At 63.4% G+C, this 16,045-nt stretch carries 17 protein-coding genes; 8 read left to right on the top strand and 9 right to left on the bottom strand.

The window, feature by feature from the left end; genetic code table 11:
* Positions 1-21: 21 nt before the first annotated feature.
* The 7 genes from J2S71_RS02610 to galE form a co-directional block, all read right to left on the bottom strand.
* On the bottom strand, positions 22-762 hold the full coding sequence (locus J2S71_RS02610; RefSeq protein ID WP_021725706.1) for an ABC transporter permease: 741 nt from the start codon (positions 760-762) through the stop codon (positions 22-24).
* The gene (locus J2S71_RS02605; RefSeq protein ID WP_307388584.1) at positions 759-1,763 is read right to left on the bottom strand and encodes an ABC transporter ATP-binding protein; all 1,005 of its coding nucleotides are present in this window, start codon (positions 1,761-1,763) and stop codon (positions 759-761) included. Before J2S71_RS02605 ends, J2S71_RS02610 begins: the two co-directional genes overlap by 4 nt.
* Positions 1,739-2,437: a hypothetical protein gene (locus J2S71_RS02600; protein WP_307388583.1), complete on the bottom strand. Its 699-nt coding sequence runs from the start codon at positions 2,435-2,437 to the stop codon at positions 1,739-1,741. The genes J2S71_RS02605 and J2S71_RS02600 overlap by 25 nt, the downstream gene beginning before the upstream one ends.
* Positions 2,438-3,349: 912 nt before the next feature.
* Entirely contained in the window at positions 3,350-4,261 is a 912-nt protein-coding gene (locus J2S71_RS02595) for a peptidoglycan-binding domain-containing protein (protein WP_307388581.1), read from the bottom strand.
* Positions 4,262-4,480: 219 nt separating this feature from the next.
* Complete coding sequence (locus J2S71_RS02590; RefSeq protein WP_307388580.1) at positions 4,481-5,812, bottom strand: serpin family protein; 1,332 nt, start codon at positions 5,810-5,812, stop codon at positions 4,481-4,483.
* 88 nt (positions 5,813-5,900) lie between these two features.
* Positions 5,901-6,953: a polyprenyl synthetase family protein gene (locus J2S71_RS02585; RefSeq protein ID WP_021725716.1), complete on the bottom strand. Its 1,053-nt coding sequence runs from the start codon at positions 6,951-6,953 to the stop codon at positions 5,901-5,903.
* A gap of 6 nt (positions 6,954-6,959) precedes the next feature.
* The gene (galE, locus tag J2S71_RS02580; protein ID WP_021725737.1) at positions 6,960-8,015 is read right to left on the bottom strand and encodes a UDP-glucose 4-epimerase GalE; all 1,056 of its coding nucleotides are present in this window, start codon (positions 8,013-8,015) and stop codon (positions 6,960-6,962) included.
* Positions 8,016-8,405: 390 nt separating this feature from the next.
* Between galE and modA the strand changes: the two genes are divergently transcribed.
* Genes modA through J2S71_RS02540 form a run of 7 tightly spaced genes read left to right on the top strand, consistent with a single transcriptional unit; the run spans position 8,406 to position 14,626 of the window.
* A complete protein-coding gene (modA, locus tag J2S71_RS02575; protein WP_307388578.1) occupies positions 8,406-9,293 on the top strand; it encodes a molybdate ABC transporter substrate-binding protein in 888 nt (295 codons plus the stop codon).
* Positions 9,280-9,987: a molybdate ABC transporter permease subunit gene (gene modB, locus J2S71_RS02570; protein WP_307388576.1), complete on the top strand. Its 708-nt coding sequence runs from the start codon at positions 9,280-9,282 to the stop codon at positions 9,985-9,987. The genes modA and modB overlap by 14 nt, the downstream gene beginning before the upstream one ends.
* Entirely contained in the window at positions 9,984-11,105 is a 1,122-nt protein-coding gene (locus tag J2S71_RS02565; protein ID WP_307388574.1) for a sulfate/molybdate ABC transporter ATP-binding protein, read from the top strand. The genes modB and J2S71_RS02565 overlap by 4 nt, the downstream gene beginning before the upstream one ends.
* Positions 11,098-12,045, top strand: a complete 948-nt coding sequence (gene moaA, locus J2S71_RS02560) for a GTP 3',8-cyclase MoaA (protein WP_307388572.1) — start codon at positions 11,098-11,100, stop codon at positions 12,043-12,045. Before J2S71_RS02565 ends, moaA begins: the two co-directional genes overlap by 8 nt.
* 3 nt (positions 12,046-12,048) lie before the next feature.
* Positions 12,049-13,011 carry a cyclic pyranopterin monophosphate synthase MoaC gene (gene moaC / locus J2S71_RS12225; RefSeq protein WP_370873200.1) on the top strand — a complete coding sequence of 321 codons (963 nt, stop codon included), beginning with the start codon at positions 12,049-12,051 and terminating at the stop codon, positions 13,009-13,011.
* On the top strand, positions 13,008-14,081 hold the full coding sequence (locus tag J2S71_RS02545; protein WP_307388571.1) for a molybdopterin-binding protein: 1,074 nt from the start codon (positions 13,008-13,010) through the stop codon (positions 14,079-14,081). The genes moaC and J2S71_RS02545 overlap by 4 nt, the downstream gene beginning before the upstream one ends.
* Before the next feature lie 5 nt (positions 14,082-14,086).
* Positions 14,087-14,626 carry a MogA/MoaB family molybdenum cofactor biosynthesis protein gene (locus J2S71_RS02540; RefSeq protein ID WP_307388570.1) on the top strand — a complete coding sequence of 180 codons (540 nt, stop codon included), beginning with the start codon at positions 14,087-14,089 and terminating at the stop codon, positions 14,624-14,626.
* Between the two features lie 61 nt (positions 14,627-14,687).
* Here the strand turns inward: J2S71_RS02540 and J2S71_RS02535 are convergent, their stop codons facing one another.
* Positions 14,688-14,864: a M20/M25/M40 family metallo-hydrolase gene (locus J2S71_RS02535; RefSeq protein WP_307388568.1), complete on the bottom strand. Its 177-nt coding sequence runs from the start codon at positions 14,862-14,864 to the stop codon at positions 14,688-14,690.
* On the opposite strand from J2S71_RS02535, the gene J2S71_RS02530 reads away from it, so the two are divergent.
* Positions 14,865-15,029: a hypothetical protein gene (locus J2S71_RS02530; protein ID WP_156900999.1), complete on the top strand. Its 165-nt coding sequence runs from the start codon at positions 14,865-14,867 to the stop codon at positions 15,027-15,029.
* A gap of 118 nt (positions 15,030-15,147) precedes the next feature.
* Here the strand turns inward: J2S71_RS02530 and J2S71_RS02525 are convergent, their stop codons facing one another.
* Positions 15,148-15,798, bottom strand: coding sequence for a helix-turn-helix transcriptional regulator (locus tag J2S71_RS02525; protein WP_021725744.1), 651 nt, complete (start codon positions 15,796-15,798; stop codon positions 15,148-15,150).
* Between the last annotated feature and the right edge of the window lie 247 nt (positions 15,799-16,045).

Raw genomic sequence — 16,045 nt, 5'->3', positions numbered from 1 at the left:
CTTCCTTGGGGCCACCCATGCCTACATCACCTCGAGGGTGCCCGATACGAGCGCACGTCTAAGGGCGAGTCGCCCAAGGACCCAGGCGAGCACAATCCAGCTTAGGCTGGATATGAGTCCCAAGAGGACTGATAGAGGGATGGGCACCTCAGTGGCAGTGCTGAGAAGGGCCTCGACCGGCGCCGCGAGAGGAATGGCGAGGCGCAGGACGTCGGCCATGCGCGCAGGCATGTCGGCGAGCGGCCATAGGAGGCCTGAAACGAGCATGACGGGAGCTAGGAGCAGCCCCTCGTAGGCGATGGCATTGGGTGTGAGGACAAACAGGCTTGCAATTACGAGTGACACCGATGAGCATGCGAGCCAGAACAGCAACACGAGTCCAACATTCGGAAGCGGCACGACTATATGGGAGAGAAGCGCCCAAGCAATCCAGGCGGCTGGAAAAGAGACGAGACCAAAGGTGGCAGCTGAGAGCACCACCAGGGCAAGTGTGGCGAGGGTGTGGCGACTGTCTGATACCAGGTGGACGAGGGTGCCCTTATGGCGTTCGAAGCCCAAGAGGCCGGCTGAGAAGACTGATGTGGTCCACATGCCAATCATTGCTGCCCGCATACAAGCGACAGTGGCGTTTCCGCCCCAAACACGTATGCCGAGCCACTGCACGAGTGTGGTAGTCGTTGTTACAAGGACCATGGTCTGTGCGAAGTGGCTCACTGCACAAAACTGCCTCAGGTTGAACCAGCACACGCGCAACCACCTCATTGCCGTGCCAATCCATCGGCCAGCGAGAGGTACGACTCCTCCAGGCTCGGAGCCCTGGTGAGGGTATCATCGGGCGGCGTGACCCCACGTTCGGCGCAGACGGAGGCAAAGTAAGCCTGCATCTGCGTGTAGGATCTCTCGAGCGTGTGCCACAGCAACGTAAGGATCCAAGAGCTTGCATGGGCCTTCCAGACGGCAGAGGCGCGTCCATTGAGTGCTCCCTCAACGTCTCCCAACCGCTCCCATTCCCGTGCGCTGAAGGTTGCTGTGGTAACAGCTGAGATGTGGGCTTTGCGGGCGATATCTGAGGCGGAACCCGTGAACGTCACACGCCCATCCCCAATGAGAGAAATGACATCAGCGAGTTCTTCGACCTCGCCCATGAGGTGGCTCGTAAGGAGGATGCCCGTACCCTCGTCTGCCAGTGTGCGGATGAGGGTACGTATTCTGAGGGAGACCTCTGGGTCGAGTCCCGAGGTGGGCTCATCGAGGAGCAGGAGAGGTGGCTTGGGGCAGATGGCTCGCGCGAGATGCAATCGCTGGACCATGCCATGTGAGAGTGCTTCCACTTTGGCATTTGCCCTATTGGACAATCCTACGCGCTCCAGCGCCTCATTGACCCGCTTGTCGCGCTCGCGTGTGGGAACACCAGCGATGTCCGCAAAATACAATAGGTTGTCACGGGCAGTTGCGCGTGGGTAGAAGCCCAGCTCCCCCCCAAACACGAGCCCGCTCCGTCTACGGGCCTCCTCGGGGCGCTGTGCGACGTCAACACCACCTACTAGGGCCGTTCCGGAACTGGGAAACAGCAGTCCGGCGCAGACCTTGATAGTCGTGGTCTTACCGGCCCCGTTGGGACCGAGTAGAGCATGGATGGTGCCTGGATTAATGCGTAGTGAGACGTCCTTAAGTGCGGGGAACCTCTCCTTGCCTAGCACGCGGGCTAGGCGATGCAGCTCAAGTGGTAGTGAGGTGTTTAGGAAATCAGCTCTGGTTTCCATGAAAGTCCAAGTGGGTCGGTGTCAATGTCTGACGCAATTTTAGCCGCATGCCGAGCATGGCCGAGTCGCATAAGCGATCCGACCGCCACCTGTCTCGTGCGTTCCATCGCGACTATCCCGCCAATTTGCCTGAATGCCATGAATGCCAAATTGGCATACTGTATAGACAGTAGGTAATCCTGGTTAAGATATTCAAAGTAGGAGAGTTCACCGAGGATTTCCGGCATATACTCTGATGCCGCGGCACAGCAATTGTCGAGACACTGGGTGAGAGTCTTAACTGCTCGGTCATACTTCTTATCCCGTGCGAATACTTGAGCGATATTGATGCAAATCTGATTGTAGTAGCGTAGCGCGACGGAAATTGTGTACTGCGTCTCACAAGAGGAGGTGAAGACAGCCTTGGCCTTCTCTGCGGCAATGCGCAAGGATTCTAAAATCACTGAGGTATCTATGCCATCGTCCCAGAGATTGAGAGCATCAAGGTTTAGCAGTAGGGCAAGATCAAGGTCATTATTATCGCCATTCAGATACTTCCTTTTGGCACATATGAGCCGATGGTGACTATCCTGCGTCTTTCCCAGTCGCTTCGTCTCAAAAGTAGCGGCGCGGTGTTGGGCTTCGTAAGCGTCCGACTGCGATGACGCCATCGCAGAAGCCCTATCAAAAAACACAACGCATTCGTATTGCTAACTGCTGCCAGTATTTCTCCGCAATAGAGGAGAGTCGTGTAAGAGCCCTGTGCCAATAGCTCCTCTTGTGCCTGCGTTATATAGTCGGCGCAGGCACAAGAGGCACCAAACATCAATATGCACGCATCTAGATGAAAATGAAGGTGTTCGGTAGGGATTGCCGAAAGGTATGTGTACAGCTGCTCTTTGGACAGGGGCGTAATCTTGGCAAGATTGCAGTGTATGTCGTAAAAGCGTTCAGCGTCACTTGAACGCCTCACGCCTAGATCCGTCACATATCTCGGAGCTGCCACTGAGCGCAGAGATGGGGACTCAGAAGCTAATAGCTGTTTTGTGACGGCTAGGCGCTCGGGCAGTGCTGGCGAGAACTCCTCTTCCGATAGTGCCGTCGCGAACTCGTCAAGATGATTGAAGATTGACATGCGTTTCCCTAGTGATTCCATGTCATCATGAATGCCGAATAAATCTGACCCCTGTTATTGTCAAGCATATCGAGGATACGAGAAATAGTACTAGCCATTCTTACTCCTTATAACGCGGTTGTCGTTACGTGCCCCTATAGGCTACTATATTAGTAACATATTCTTAGGAAGATGTCCATTAAATTTTTTAGAAGCGTTTATTTTTTAGAATCAATTGGGCCAGCACTTTATTTTTTACGTGGTGGAAGATAGAGCTCCCAGTTAAATAGCCCTTTTCAAAAAAAATTAAGCGTCCATCATGTGATATGTGCATGGACATCCGAATATCTAAGGGCTCTACGATGCCCCCCCAACCAAAAGAACCAAGAGGCGGAAGACCACATTCCCGTCAGGGTGCGCCATCTCGTCGTTGACAAGAGCCATGTGGGAGAGCGTCAGGCTATTTGTGCCGTTAGAATTCGCTTGCTGCCCATCACACGGCAAAGGCCGAGCAGATGGCATCGAGCAGCATCACGGCAAAGGTCTGTGCGTCCCCCGTGGTGAAGGTCCCGTTGTAGTTGGGGCCGCAGGGCAGCTCCAGACGCACGACGGGCACGTCCCCCCGTGTGCCCTCGCAGGTGGTGCGCAGACGCTGCGGCAGCGTGTCGACGTCGTCGATGGAGAGGTTCGCCTGCGTGCTGTGCTTGGGCAGGGGTGAGGCGGCCAGCACGAGCACGGCACGGCTGTCGCCGGCGGCCTCCTCCTCCCGGTCAACGAGCTCGAGCTTGCTCTTGTCGCTGGTGGCCGAGGCGAGGTTCCAGATGCGCCCGGCAACGTTGCGCGAGATGGGATCCTCTGCCGTGATGGCAACCTTGGTGCGGTCGAGCACGTCGGCGGCACGGGCGAATCCCATGCCCCCTGTGGGGTGTGGGCCGACGGCGGGCTTGCCGGCCCACACGTGGTGCAAGCGCTCGATGTCGGCAAAGGTGTCCTGGAAGGCCATGCCGTCGGACAGGGCGCCCTGACTCTCCTGGAACTGCTTCACGGCAGCCTCGGTATGCACGCCATAGTAGCCATCGGGCTGGCCGCACGAGAAGCCCAGGATGTTGAGGCGCTCCTGGAGCTGCTTGACGTCGTTGCCATGGAAGTTGGGGAGACGCAGGTACAGCGTGCGATCCCCCAGCTGGTAGCACTCATCGACGAGGGCCATCCAGCTGGCGGAGTCCATCTCGTCGGAGAGGCTCAGGTCGTGGTCGAGGCGGAACGTGGCGACGGCCTTGGCGGTGGAGGGGCCAAAGGTGCCCTGGGCGCGCTCCCCTTCGTCGATCTCGTAGCCAAGGGACGTGAGGCGATCCTGAATGTCCTCGACCGCGGCGCCCGTCGCGCCTTCCCTAATGGAATCCATATCGTGCCTCTCCCGTCGTGCCTCAGGTGCGTCGCCACCATTGGTGGTGCCTCCAGAAAAGTATACGCAAGCGGGGCGTGCGGTGCGAGGGGCCAGGGCATTCGGCCCACCCTCGTCCGCATGGTCGGGCGCGCCATCCTCCCATGGTTGACGTCACCGTCCGCGGCGGCATCGAGAGGCGACGAGCCGCGGACCGGCGCACCGCTGGGCCGGCTCGCCCTACGCCACGCTCGTGACGACTCCCGCGAAGAGTGGCGTCGTGGTCTGGTGGTCGATGATCAGGTAGGCGAAGGGGCGGTCCAGCACGACCTCCCTGACTTCTGGCTCAAAGGGGGCTGCGGCTGTGGAACTCATCCCTATCGAGGTCGCCGCCGCGGCCTTCGTACCCCGCTCGTTCACGTCGATGAAGGTCTTCTGGATGACGCTGTCGATGGCGAGGTTGCCAGCCGGTGTCGCTCCCAGGGGCGAGAAGTCCGCGAGGCTGGCATCGAAGGCGTCCAGCATGCCCATCGATTTCAGCTGGTCGTTGAGGAGGGCCTGGTGGCGTACCGTGAACTTCGGCAGTCCCGCGTCGACCTCGACGCCCGGCACGGCATGGGCGATGAGCTCGCGCAGGGACTCGCCATCGAGGGAGCCCACGAGCCCGCCGATTCCGACGTCTGTCTTGGGCAGCAGCGCCACGAACGCCAGGTCGTGGTTCTCATAGGGCTTCACGAAGCCCTCGGCGGGGTCACCCTCGAGGTAGCAGACCTCGTGCGAGCGCATCATTCGCACGCTCTGCTCCGTGCCGTCCTCGGTCGTGAAGGTGTCGTCCTGGACGTCGTCGTCCCCGTAGGGGTCGGACCAGGCGCTGTCGAGGGCGAGGGCGTTGATGAGGTACAGCTGGGCCCCATCGGGAATCTCACCCACGACCTCCTTGATCATGCCATCCGTCTTCGAGCTGGTCCAGGAGTTGATGTCGGCCCTCGTCGTCTCGTCGAACGGCGCGGAGAAGACCTGCGCGGCAAGGCTGCCCTTGCAGGTCGAGAGGTAGCTGTCGCGTACGCTGAGGCCGCCCGAGTCGCGCAGCCAGATCGAGTTGGCGCTCTTGAGCGCGAGCGGGTCGCCCGTCTCCCGCGTGTCATGGAGGGACTCTCCGCCAATCCTTTTGAGGTAGGCCCCAAGATAGGACGTGAGGCCTTGCACATCCATACCGGTCGCCTCCTCCATCTGGGAGAGGGTCTCGCCGGCGGCACCGTTCTCGGCCAGCGCGAGGGCGAAGAGCGCCGAAAGGGGAGAGACGAGCACGCTCCCCTCTGGCTCTGTCTCGCAACGGCCCTGCAGCAGGTGGGTCGTGAAGCCGTAGGCGGCGCGCACGGCGTCCGTATCCGTGAGTATGTCGCCGATGGGCGAGCGCGGGGGTGCGGAACCCTCCACAGCTGCCGTGAGGTCCGTCGCCGTGAGCGAGGGGGGCAGGTGCAAGCCGCAGCTTGCGAGGGATGACCCCAGGGACAGCGCGACGGGCAGACCGAGAAGAGCCAGGGCGCCGCGACGTTCGATGAGACGTTCCATGGTAACTCCCCTCTCGAGACACGACATCACTCTACCCGAAAGAGCCCGCTGGTAGGACGGGGGGACGATCGCCGAGTGCGAGTTGCGCTCATGTGGCACGCTCCACGAAGAAGTCCGCCATGGACGCAAGTATCAGGCGGGTGGTGCCTGCAAGCTCGATGCCGTCCAACGCGCCCTTTGCGTGGCTCGCAAGGCCACGGGCATAGGAGTCCACGGCATCGATGGCGCCGACCGCGCGCATGAGCTCCACCGCACGGGCCAGCGTCGCAGCGTCCGTGGCGTGAGCCGAGAGAATCGAGACGAGCTCGTCTTTCCTGTCGTCCTCCAGGTGCTCGAGGGCCCAGGTGACGATCATGGTGCGCTTGCCCTCGGTGATGTCACTGCGGAAGTCCTTGCCCTGCGCCTCACCGTCGCCCACGAGGTTGAGCAGGTCGTCCTGGAGCTGGAATGCCAGGCCCGCATCCATGCCAAAGGAGCCCAGCGCCTCCACCTGCTCGTTCGTGCCCCCGCCGCAGAGGGCCCCGATGGAGAGTGGGGACGCCGCGGAGTAGAAGGCCGTCTTGTGCGCGGCCATCGTGAGGTAGTCGTCGGTCGTGATGTCCCAGCGGCCGTCGCGCGCCCAGCCGAGGTCGAGCGCCTGCCCCTCCACGGTGCGCTGCTCCATCTGCGCGAGCTCGTCGAGCACACGCAGCTTGGTCGCGCCATCCAGCCCCCCGTCCTCGAGCACGCCCGCGAAGGTGCGCACGATGCCGAGGTCACCGATGTTGATCGCCACGCCCACGCCCTCACGCACATGGACGCAGGGCTCGCCGCGACGCAGCTCCCCCTCGTCGGCGATGTCGTCGTGGATGAGGGCGGCGGATTGGAAGAGCTCGATGGCCGCCGCACTTGGGAGCGCCCTGGCCGTCTCGCCACCCACCGCCTCGCAGCCGAGCAGCACGAGGGCGGGCCGCGTGCGCTTTCCGCCGGACGCCGTGAAGCGGGCGAGCGGGGCATAGAGGTAGCGGCCGAGCTCGCCCGCGGCGAACGTCTCGTCGGGCAGCGGCGCTGCCGCATGCTCGACGAGGTACGCCTCCATGACGGGGCGTCTCTCGGCGAGGTACGCCAAGAAGGTACCAGCCGTGCCGTCCTGACCAGCCATCGATGCCTAGCCCTCGTAGCCGTTGGGGTTCTGTGACTGCCACATCCAGCCGTCACGGCACATGTCGTCTATGGCGTAGCGGGCCTCCCAGCCCATCTCGCGCTTCGCCTTGGAGCAGTCGGCGTAGTTGGCATCCACGTCACCGGCGCGGCGCGGCTCGATCCGGTAGGGCAGCTCCCTGCCGCAGGCACGGGAGAAGGCCCTCACGATCTCCAGCACGCTGGTGCCCCTGCCGGTACCCAGGTTGAAGGTCTCCACGCCCGTGCGGCCGCGCATCCACTTGAGGGCGGCGGCGTGGCCGCTGCCCAGGTCGCATACATGGATGTAGTCGCGCACGCCCGTGCCATCCGGCGTGTCGTAGTCGTCGCCGTACACGCGGACGTACTCGCGCTTGCCCACGGCAACCTGCGCCACGTAGGGCAGCAGGTTGTTGGGGATGCCCTTGGGGTCCTCGCCCATGAGCCCGGAGGGATGCGCGCCGATGGGGTTGAAGTAGCGCAGCAGCACGACGTTCCAGGTTGGGTCGGCCGTATGGAGGTCGCAGAGGATCTGCTCGATCATCCACTTGGTCCAGCCATAGGGGTTGGTAGCGGGCTTCTTGGGGCTCTCCTCGGTGAGCGGCAGGCTGTCGGGCACGCCGTAGACGGTGGCGGAGCTGGAGAAGATGATGTCCTTGCATCCGTGGTCGCGCATCACGTCCACCAGGGTGAGGGTGGTGCCCAGGTTGTTGCGGTAGTACTCGATGGGCTTCTCGACGCTCTCGCCCACGGCCTTGAAGCCGGCGAAGTGAATGACGCGGTCGATGTGGTTCTCGTCGAAGACGGCGCTCATGGCCCCGCGGTCACTGACGTCGGTGCGGTAGAAGGTGAGGTTGGTGGCCGCCGCGTCGCCCACGATGGTCCTGATGCGGTCGAGGACCTTCTCGGAGGCATTGGAGAGATTGTCAACGATGACTACCTTGTAGCCGTCCTGCAAAAGTTCGACCACGGTGTGGCTGCCGATGAAGCCGGCGCCGCCGGTGACGAGCACGCAGGTGTTCTGGGGGTCTCTTGCTTCGCTCATGGGTTTTCCTCTCGAGTCTCTTGCCAAGGTACCTCGCAGTAAGTAAGCCAGGAAGACAGTATACGTTGCCGATGTGTTCGCATCGTGGGGTTTGCCAAGGTGGCTTCAGGAACTGTCGTTCACCCCGCCCTGCTATGGCCCCACCGCCTGCGCCGCAACTTCTCCGTCTGCCACCTTTCCCAAACTTTTTGTTTGAACGGCGTTATAGTTTGTAAGCAAGAACGCCGTTCGTGGGCAGGCTGCTGACGCGGGGCGATCATTCTCCGGCGTTAGCAAGGCCTCGCGTTCTTGGCGGTGAAGTCCACAGGCACCACATGGGCGGCACGCAAGAAGGCATCGCCTCAGAGATGCACCCCAGGCAGGCACTACACCGAGGGAAGGGAAGGCATCATGGCAGGAACAAGCGTTACCAGGCGTTCGTTTGTGTCGGTGGCAGTCGTCGCGGCAGGCCTCGGGCTGGCGGCATGCGGAGGCACGCAGTCGCAGTCCGCTCAGTCGACCAGCTCGGCCACAACGGATACGACGTCTGCGGCAGAGGCAAGGACGCTCACCGTCTTTGCGGCCGCATCGCTCACCGAGTCGCTCACCGAGGCCGGCGGCCTCTTCAAGACCGCCAACGATGGCGTGGACATCAGCTTCGACTTTGATTCCTCGGGCACCCTCAAGAAGCAGATCCAGGAGGGTGCAGACTGCGACGCCTTCATCTCTGCGGGCCAGAAGCAGATGAACCAGCTCGATGCCCAGGCCGCATCCGGCAACGACGAGGGCCTCGACTGCATCGACCACGCCACCCGCTTCGACATCCTCGAGAACAAGGTCACGCTCTGCGTGCCCGACGGCAACCCCAAGGCCGTCCAGAACTTCGATGACATGGCATCCAAGCTCCAGGCACACGATGTCCTTCTCTGCATGGGCAACTCAGACGTCCCCGTGGGCCAGTACACCCAGAGGATCCTTGCATACTACAACCTCGACGAGACGGAGCTTGCCAACGCCGGCTGCATCACCTACGGCAGCAATGTGAAGGAGGTCAGCTCGCAGATCTTTGAGGCCACCGTCGACTGTGGCGTCATCTACAAGACCGATGCCACCTCCGCCAGCCTCACGATGGTCGACGAGGCCACCGAGGAGATGTGCGGCCGCGTGGTCTATCCCGCAGCAGCCACGAAGGCAGCGCCCGAGCCCGACCTTGCCAAGTCCTTCCTCGACTTCCTCAAGACGAAGGACGCAAGCGATTGCTTCGAGAAGGTCGGCTTCACAACGCTTGCCGAGGCATAGCCTTGCCATGGACTGGTACCCACTCCTTAACTCGCTGAGGATTGCCGCCACCTCGACGGTGGTGGTGTTTCTCCTCGGCGTGTGGCTCGCAGATGTGGTGGCCCATGCTCACCGCGTGGTGAAGGGCGTGCTCGACGTCGTCCTCACCCTTCCCCTGGTGCTGCCGCCCACCGTCGTGGGATACATGCTGCTGATGCTTCTCGGTCCCAGGCGTCCCGTGGGCGCCTGGGTGCTCTCCACCCTTGGCATCAAGCTCACCATGACGTGGTACTCGGCCATCTTCGCCACTGTGGTCGTGAGCTTCCCGCTCATGTACCGCACGGCGCGTGGCGCCTTCGAGAGCTTTGACCAGAGCCTCGCCAACGCTGCGCGCACGCTGGGCAAGTCGAATGCCTGGGTGTTCTGGCGCGTGAAGATGCCCTGCTGCAGGCAGGGGATCATCGCTGGCTCCGTTCTGGCCTTCGCCCGCGCGCTGGGCGAGTATGGCGCCACCTCCATGATTGCCGGCTACACGCCGGGGTCCACGGCCACCATCTCCACGACGGTCTACCAGCTGTGGCGCACGGGAGATGACGCGCAGGCCTTCCAGTGGGTCCTTGTGAACCTTGCGATAAGCGCTGTGGTGCTGCTCGCCCTCAACCTCTTTGAGGGTCATCAGCGCTCGGTCGCGGCGCGAGCGGAGGCGGCATCATGACGGTCTTGGAAGTCGACATCGAGAAGCGCCTGCGTGGCTTTACGCTGGGCGTCTCGTTCTCCCTGGAGCGGCCGGAAGAGATCATGGCCCTTCTGGGGCCATCGGGCTGTGGCAAGTCCATGACGCTCAGGTGCATTGCGGGCATCGAGCGGCCAGACGCCGGCCGCATCGTGCTGGGTGGACGCACGCTCTTTGACAGCGAGGCAAAGGTAGACCTCCCACCGCAGAGGCGCCACGTGGGCTACCTCTTCCAGAGCTATGCCCTCTTCCCAACCATGACGGTCGAGCAGAACGTGCTCTCCGGTGCCTTTGGCGCCACGAGGGAGGAGCGCCTTGCTCGCGCGAGGCGCGAGATGGCGGCCATGCGCCTGGATGGCCTCGAGCGCCATCGCCCGCGCGAGCTCTCTGGCGGGCAGCAGCAGCGCTGCGCCATGGCACGCATCCTTGCGAGCGACCCAGAGCTCGTCCTCTTGGACGAGCCCTTCTCGGCGCTTGACGGCTATCTGCGCTGGCAGCTTGAGCTTGAGCTGGCAGACGTCCTACGCGGGTTCCCGGGCGGTGCGGTGTACGTCTCGCACAACCGCGACGAGGTCTATCGCATGTGCGATACGGTCTGCGTGCTTGACCACGGCCGCTCTGACGCCAAGGTGAGCGTGCACTCGCTCTTCGGTGCCCCCGCCAGCGTGGCGGCGGCCCTGATCAGCGGCTGCAAGAACGTGAGCCGTGCGCACGTGGCGGGCGAGGCCGGCGCGCTTGCCTGCGATGACTGGGGCGTCACGCTTGCCACGTCACTACCCTGTTCCAGAGGCGTCTCCCACGTGGGAATCCGTGCGCACTACTTCACCACCATGTCGGGCCTGCACCCCGGACCAAACGCAATCCCTTGCGAGGTGGATCGTGTGATTGACTCCACGTTCTCAACCATCGTGATGGCAAGGACCCCTGCGGGCGCGCTGCTGCGCTATGAGTGCGACAAGGACATGTGGGCCAGTCTGGGAAACCCGACCCAGGTCACGCTTGGCATTGCTCCCGAGAAGGTCATGCCGCTCGTCTTTGGAGCCGCTTCGCAGGAGGCTGGCAACGCCAAGGTCGCCACGGAGGACGCGCCTCATGCATGACGACTTTGGCCGTGACATACGCTACCTGCGCCTCTCCGTAACGGACCGCTGCAACTGCCGCTGCATCTACTGCATGCCCGAGCATGGCGTGCCCATGCTGTCGCGCGCCGACATCCTCTCGTTCGAGGAGATGCGCGGCATTGTTGCCGCAGCGGCGTCCCTGGGTGTGCAAAAGGTGCGTCTCACGGGCGGCGAGCCCCTGGTGAGGCGCGGCATCGTGGACCTCGTGGGCATGGTCGCCGCTGTTCCTGGCATCGAAGAGGTGGACATGACCACCAACGCCACGCTGCTTGCACCCGTGGCGAAAGACCTGCGAGCTGCGAGGCTCACCCGTCTCAACGTGAGCCTCGACACGCTCAATGCCGAGCGCTACGCGCGCATCACGCGGCGGGACTCGCTTGTGGACGCGCTTGCGGGGCTCGAGGCTGCGCATGAAGCGGGCTTCTCGAACACCAAAGTCAACTGCGTGCTCGTGGGCGGCGTGAACGACGACGAGCTTCGTACCATGGCGCTTCTCGCGTGCGACCACGACCTTACAGTGCGCTTCATCGAGCTCATGCGCATGGGAGCGTGCGCCCGGTGGTCCAAGGGATGCTTCGTCTCTGCCGATGCGGTACTAGATGCCGTGCCCGAGCTTGCCTCCGTTGGCAAGGAGGGCGTCTCGGAGCTGTACCATGCCCCCGGCTGGCGTGGTAACGTTGGGCTCATACGATCCGTGACGCACAGGTTCTGCTCGAGCTGCGACCGCATCCGCGTGACGGCGGACGGTCGCCTGAAGCCGTGCCTTCACTCCTCGGTCGAGGTCGACCTTCGCGGGCTTACCGGCCAGGAGCTGGTGGAGGCCATGCGAGGCGGCATCGCGTCAAAGCCGCGGGGACACAGGATGGACGACGGTCGTGCGAGCGACTCCGCACGACCCATGAACGAGATAGGGGGCTGAGCCATGGGGCTCACGCACTTCGACGGGGAGGGGCGCGCCCGCATGGTGGACGTGTCCGCCAAGCCAAAGACGCAGAGGGTCGCCTGCGCAGCGGGCAGGGTCCTCATGCGGCCCGATACGCTGGAGCTGGTGCGCACAGGCGGCATCAGCAAGGGTGACGTGCTCGCCGTGGCACAGGTGGCGGGCATCATGGCCGCAAAGCGCTGCTGGGAGCTGGTGCCCATGTGCCACCCCATCCAGCTCACGGGCGTCGACGTGTCGTTCTCATACGAGAAGGGCGGCATCGCCTTCACGGCAACCACGCGCTGCTGTGGCGAGACGGGCGTCGAGATGGAGGCGCTCACGGCCGCCTCGGTCACGGGTCTCACGATCTACGACATGTGTAAGGCGCACCAGCGCGACATGGTCATCACCGGGGTGCGCCTGCTTGAGAAGGACGGCGGCAAATCCGGGCACTTCGTGCGGGCCGCGGGCGACGATCCCGCGGCAGCAACGGAGGCTGACACGGCGTCTCTGCCGCACGGCACCGTGGTTGCCACCTGCATATCCGAGAAGAAGGGCACGCGCAAGCAGGCCGTTGACGCTATCGAGCTCAAGGTGGGCAAGGGTATCGAGGGCGACGCTCACGCTGGCGGCTGGCACCGCCAGGTGAGCCTTCTCGCCAACGAGTCCGTGGACCTCATGCGCGCCAAGGGCATCGAGCTTGCGCCGGGGGATTTTGCCGAGAACGTGCTCACGCAGGGGATCGACGTCAAGAGCCTGCCCGTGGGCACCACGCTTGCCGTGGGCCCCGCCCGCATGGTGGTGACGCAGATCGGCAAGGCCTGCCACAACGATTGCGAGATACGGCGCCTTACGGGCATGTGCGTGATGCCCACCGACGGCGTCTTCTGCGTGGTGACGCGCGGTGGAGCCGTGCGCGCCGGTGACGAGGTTCGCGTGATGGGAGAGGGCGAGCTGGCATGAGGCTTGTTAAGACCGAGGACGCCATCGGGCACGTGCTGTGCCACGACATGACCCAGATTCTGCCCGGTGACGGCAGGGGCTCGCCGCGCTACAAGGGACCTCGCTTCAAGAAGGGCCACGTGGTCACGGCCGAGGATGTGCCGGTGCTGCTCTCCATGGGCAAGGAGCACCTCTACGTGTGGGAGGCCGGACCCGGCATGCTCCACGAGGACGATGCCGCCCGGCGTATGGCCGCGCTCTGCCTAGGTCCGGGCTGCGTGGCGTCGGGCGAGCCCCGCGAGGGCAAGATCGGCATCAAGGCCGCGCATGACGGCGTCTATCTTGTCGACTCGGAGCGCCTTGTGGCGGTAAACGGCTGCGAGGAGGTCATGATCGCCACGCGCAAGGGCGGCTTTGCCGTATCCGCAGGCGACGACCTTGCTGGCACACGCGTGGTCCCGCTGGTCGTGAGGGAGTCTGTGGTCGAGGCGGCAGAGCGTGCGGCAGACATCGGGAGGATGGGCCCGCTCATGTGCGTGGAGCCGTGGCGCCTGGGGACGGCGGCCATTATCGCCACGGGATCCGAGGTGGCCAAGGGCCTTATCGAGGACCGCTTCACCCCTGTGGTGGAGGCCAAGCTCGCACGCTTTGGCATCAAGACGACCTGGCACGCCACGCCCGGCGACGATATGGACGCGCTGGTGGCGGCCATAGGCGAGGCGCGCGAGACCGGGGTCGACATGGTTGTGTGCACGGGTGGCATGAGCGTTGACCCAGATGACAACACCCCCGGCGCCATCAAGCGTGCGGGTGCGCGCATCGTGACCTATGGCGCGCCGGTCCTGCCGGGCGCGATGCTTCTCGTGGGCTACTTTGACGAGAGCGATGCTGCTGGCGAGCCGCGCGCGGTTCCCGTGGTGGGTCTGCCGGGCTGCGTCATGTACAGTGCTGCCACGGTCTTTGACCTGGTGCTGCCTCGCATTGCGGCCGGCGTGGAAGTGCGCCGACGCGACGTTGTGCAACTGGGCGAGGGCGGCCTGTGCCTGCATTGCGAGCCCTGCACCTTCCCCGTGTGCCCGTTTGGAAAGTAGGAGCCATGAGCCATAGCGAGACAGACAAGCAGCAGGCTACAGCAAGTGAGGCCTACACGGCAGTTGTGATTACCGTGAGCGACCGCTGCTCGCGCAAAGAGCGCGAGGACGCCTCTGGACCGGCGCTCGTAGCGCTTCTCGGCGAGAGGGGCTACCGCGTGGTGGCAACGCGCGTGGTGCCCGATGAGCAGCCACAGATAGAGGCGGCCATCAGGGCGGCGGCAGAGCGGGACGCGGCGCTCGTCCTCACCACGGGTGGCACGGGCTTCTCGCCACGCGACGTGACGCCCGAGGCAACTGCGGCCGTGTGCACGCGCATGGCACCAGGGATCCCCGAGGCCATGCGTGCCGCCTCGATGGCCATCACGCCGCATGCTTGCCTCTCGCGCGAGGTGGCTGGCATCCTGGACCGCACGCTTGTGGTGAACCTGCCGGGGAGCCCCAAGGCCGCAATTGAGAACGTCTCCGCAGTCATCGGGCCCATCGCGCACGGGATCAAGATGCTGCGTGGCGGGCAGGCGGACTGCGCGGCAGAAGGGCACTAGGACGCAGGCGGCCTGGCTTTTCTTGGCTGCGCCGCCTGCGCATCTTTTGCCCGGCATCCCCTTACAGCGTTGGTTGCGTGTCCACCTCGGCAAGCGCGTCCGTGAACGCTAACAGTGCGCAGGCCAGGCCACCCTTCATGTCGCACGAGCCACGGCCAACGAGCTCGCCGTCGCGCAGGGTGGGCGAGAGGGCCGGCGTGCCATCGCGCCAGCCTGCACCAACGCGGACGGTGTCCATGTGACAGAGAAGCGTGAGGTCCGCTGGCGCAGATGCGACATCGCTAGGCCCGGCGGCGGGGACCACCGCTCGAACGCGACGGCGATCAGGTGGCGCCTCGAGCTCCTCGATGCGTATGGTACCGGCAAGGCTGACCGCCTGCTTGCGACGCCCCTTCAGTCATGAGCGAACAAACTGCTCGACGGTGCCCTCAAGGGCTCCGGGATCCGTGCTCTCCATACCCATGAGCCGTGCTGTGAGCTCCGTCGCCTCGTCATCGGTGCGGCGCTGCGCACGCATGCGTCTACTCCTTCTCGTGTGACTTGGCCTCGTCCATGTAGCTGTACAGCGTGTACTTTGAGATGCCAAAGCAGTTGCAGACCTTCTGCCCGGCCTTGGTAATGAGAAAAGCGCCGGAATCGTTGAGAAAGCCTATTGCCTTGACCTTGTCATCTCTGGTCATGAGTGCCACGGGCTTGCCCACCACGCGCACGCTCTGGTCGATGAGCTCATCGAGAAGGTCGTTCACGTTGTGGGGGATTACGTCTGGCTCGTCCGAGGCAGTACTGGCAAGCGAGGTGAAGTCCTTGAGCATGTTCTGGAGCGCCATGATGGGCGTGGAGTCATAGTTGATGGCGAAGATGGCCACCGGCTTGCCGGTCTCATCGCGAAAGAACACCGTGCTCGACCGCAGTTCGCGTCCGTCCTCGGTACGTGTGTGGTAGGCAAAGCGATCCTGGAGCCTATCGGGGTCGGAGCTCAGGGCCTTGAGGACCACGTTCGATGGGCCGTCGCCGAGCTTTCTGCCCGAGACCTGGCCATTCTCTATTGCCACGATGGTGCTGTCAGGGTCTTTGGCCTCAAGGTCGTGGACGACAACCTCGCAGTTGCTTCCAAACTGCGCAGCGATGCCCCTTGCAAGGCGAGAGAGGAACTCGACCTCTGACTTCTTCATATGTCCTTGATCCCTCCATGACGAGTCTCGTCCATCGGCCGCACACCCTTTCGGCGTGTCGAATCAAGCCGTGAGGTACGGTCACGCACGGACGGGGAGGTCAGCATCTAGCACATACTAGCACCTAAATCCTAACGAAATGTAAGGGCGAGTCATTATCTGACAAAGACCTAAGAGGAAGACGCACGTGATAGGATGGGCGGCATTGGCACCGCCGCTTGACGGTGCCAATGCCGTCTTCGTATTG

It is taken from the genome of Olsenella profusa DSM 13989, from assembly GCF_030811115.1.
Classification (GTDB): domain Bacteria; phylum Actinomycetota; class Coriobacteriia; order Coriobacteriales; family Atopobiaceae; genus Olsenella_F; species Olsenella_F profusa.
The sequence above is the reverse complement of the archived record's forward strand: the minus strand, read 5'-3'. Positions and strand labels throughout refer to the sequence as shown.